The sequence below is a fragment of the Micromonospora sp. 4G55 genome, assembly GCF_016803375.1.
Genome location: NZ_JAEVHN010000700.1, coordinates 1 through 3092 on the forward strand (window position 1 = coordinate 1; position 3092 = coordinate 3092).

Genomic DNA, 3092 nt, shown 5'->3' on the forward strand with positions numbered 1-3092 from the left:
GACCAGTTGTTGCTGATCGCTCCGGCACCGGAGGAGAACCCACCCGAGCCGTTGCCCCGGTACAGCCACAGGTCCTTGGTGGTGGAGGCACGGGCCAGCACATCCGCGTCGCCATCACCGTCGAAGTCACCGGCGTTAAAGATGATGTCGAAGGCCGACCAGTTGTTGCTGAACGCCGCGCCGGTGCCCGAGCTGAAGCCGCCCGAGCCGTTGCCCCGGTACAGGTGCAGGTCCTTGGTCGACGCGTTGCGGGCCAGCACGTCGGCGTCCCCGTCACCGTCGAAGTCGTTGTTCATCACCGCGCCGTCTCGGATGCGGTTGTAGTGCAGCCCGACGAAGCCGTTGCCCGCGTACCAGGAGCGGTCCTGGATGACGTGCCGGCCCTCCTTGTTCGTGCCGTACTCCTCGTAGATCCACATCTGGGTCCGGTCGGCGTTCGCCCATCTGTCGAAGAGCGCGACATGCCCGTAGCCCTCGCCGAGGATGGCGTCGCCGGGCCGCAGCGAGCCGAGGCTGATCCTCGTGGTGTCGCCGAAGTCCGCCAGGTCACCGGTGTTCCGGTCCCAGCCGTCGCTCTTCTTCGGCAGGTGCCAGGCCATCGAGACGAAGCCGGAGCAGTCCGGCCGGTAGTAGTGCCCGTCACCGTCCGATTTCTGGTTGGACTGGCTCTGGCTGTAGATGACGCCGTAGGTGTTCATCCACCACTGCGCCCGGGCCAGCACCTCCGTCCGCGTGATCGAGCCGGCCACCACGGACGCCTGCGCCGGCGCCGCCGTGGTGGTGAGGCCGACGGTGACCGTGCCCATGGTGGTCGCCGCCAGCACCAGGCCGGCGGCCATCATCCGCAGCAGCCGGTCGCGCATCCTCAGCTTCCGCATCGTGATCTCCTCCTCCGTGCGGCGGTTGTCGCCGCTGATGGAAGGAGGTTCGGCGGGCGGGCTGGAGGATTCCGACAGGGCCGCTGCAACGCGGTCTACAGCGGATTACAGAGCGGATTACAGACGGGCCTAGAGGACCGGTGAGCGGCCCCCGGCCAGCTCCGCCGCCAGCTCCGCGCGCTCCCGGGCGCCGTGGTCCTCGAAGACCCGCAGCGCCTCCCGGGCCAGCCGGCCCGCGTCGTCGTGCCCCCGGAGCGCGGCCAGTCGGGCCAGGTCACGCAGCACCCGGGCCCGGGGCAGTGCCAGCTCCAACTCGTCCCAGAGCCGCAGCGAGGCCCGCAGGAACCGCTCGGCGTCGGCCAGTTCCCGCCGGGCCAGGTGCAACTCACCGATGACCCGCAGGGTGGCGGCCTCCCCCCCAGCGGTCACCGGCGCGCCGGCTGGCGGCCAGCGATCGTTGCAACAGACCCGCCGCCTCGGTGCTGCGGCCCAGCCGGACCAGGGCCTTGCCGACCGCCCGGTCCCCGTACGCCGCCAGCAGGCTCTCGTCCAGCTCCCGGAACGTGTCCCGGGCGCGCACCGCCAGCGCCAGCGCCTCCCGCAGCTCGTCGCGGGCCCGGTGGTGCAGCGACAGCATCCGCCAGGTCAGCGCCACGCCCCGCCGGTCGCCGAGCCCCTCGTAGCCGCGCAGCGCCAGCTCCAGGTCGGCGCGGGCGCCGGTCAGGTCGCCCTGTTCCAGCCGGACCGCCCCGGCCAGCCTCCGGACGTCCGCCAGCACCGCGTCGTCCCCGAGGTCCCGGGCGATCTCCTCGGCGCAGTCGAGGAAGTACAGCGCCTCGGCGAAGCGACACCGCTCCCGGCACGTCGCCCCGAGCGCGGTCAGGGTGAACGCCTCCTCGTGCCGGTGCCCGCCCTCCCGGAACGCCTCCAGCGCCTGGGTCAGGTACTGCGCCGACTCGGCGTACCGGTCCTGGGCGCAGCGGAGCTGGCCGAAGCCGGAGAGCAGGACGGCCTCGCCGTACCGGTTGCCGTTGCGGCGGGCCGCGGCCAGCGCCACGTCGTGGGTACGCGTCCAGCTCTCGAACCGGCTCGCGCTGGCGTACGGGAAGGTGGACAGCAGCGAGGCCAGGTCGCAGGCCTGCTGGTCCAGTCCCCGCTCGGCGGCCACCTCCACCGCCCGGACCAGCGAGTCGTGTTCGGTAATGAACCAGCTGCGCGGCTGGTCGAGCACCCGCTCGACGAGGTCGCCCAGCGCCCGGGTGGCTCCGGCGGGCGGCGGGCCGGTCGGCGCGCCCCGCCGCACCGCGTCGATCAGCCAGAGCCAGGTGGTGGTCACCCGGCTCACCAGCTGCCGCAGCTCGGGTTCGGGGTGTTCGGCCTCGGCGCGCTCGCGGGCGTAGAGCCGGACCAGGTCGTGCAGCCGGTAGCGCAGGTGACCGGTGCCGTCGACCTGGACGAAGTCGGCCAGCTGGGCGTCCACCAACCGCTCGATGGCCTGCTCGGCGTCCTCCTCGCCCAGGTCGAGGGCGATCGCGGCCACCCAGGCGGGGAAGTCGGGCAGGCCCAGCAGACCCAGCACCCGCAGCACGGCGGCGTCCCCGGCGTCCAGGCCGCGATAGCTCAGCCCGATGCTGGCGCGTACCTCCTGGTCGCCGATCGCCAGCTCGTCCAGCCGGCGCCGCTCGTCGGCGAGCCGGTCGGCCAGCAGCTTGAGCGGCCACCGCTGGCGACTGGCCAGCCGCGCTCCGGCCACCCGGATGGCCAGCGGCAGGCCGCCGCACTGCCGCACGATGCGGCTGGTGGAGACGTCCTCGGCGGCGGCCCGGTGCCCGCCGACCAGCCGGGCGAGCAGCTCGACGGACTCCTCCTCGGGCAGCACCGCCAGCTCGGTGAGGACCGTGCCGGCCAGCCCGCCGAGCGGGCTGCGCGAGGTGACCACGACGACGCAGCCGACCGTGCCGGGCAGCAGCGGCCGGATCTGCTGCTCGGTGGCGGCGTCGTCCAGCAGGATCAGGGTGCGTTGCCCGGCCATCCGGGTGCGGTAGAGCTCCACCCGTTCCTCGATGCCGTCGGGGAGCCGGTCGACCGCCGTACCCAACGCCAGGAGGAACCGCCCGAGCACCTCTCGCGGCTCGACCGGCGTACCGCTCATCCCGCGCAGCTCCGCGTAGAGCTGGCCGTCGGGGAAGCTGGCGGTGACGTCGTGCGCCGCCT

General features: G+C 73.3%; 3 protein-coding genes. All 3 read right to left on the reverse strand.

The features are described from left to right. Positions 1-878: FG-GAP-like repeat-containing protein (locus tag JNW89_RS32610; RefSeq protein WP_238451975.1), on the reverse strand; the 878-nt coding region annotated here is incomplete at its 3' end. Positions 879-1007: 129 nt separating this feature from the next. Beyond that, a complete protein-coding gene (locus JNW89_RS32615) occupies positions 1008-1307 on the reverse strand; it encodes a hypothetical protein (protein ID WP_238451977.1) in 300 nt (99 codons plus the stop codon). After that, on the reverse strand, positions 1264-3092 hold a 1829-nt coding region (locus tag JNW89_RS32620; RefSeq protein WP_238451976.1), incomplete at its 5' end, for a tetratricopeptide repeat protein. The genes JNW89_RS32615 and JNW89_RS32620, both read right to left, overlap by 44 nt.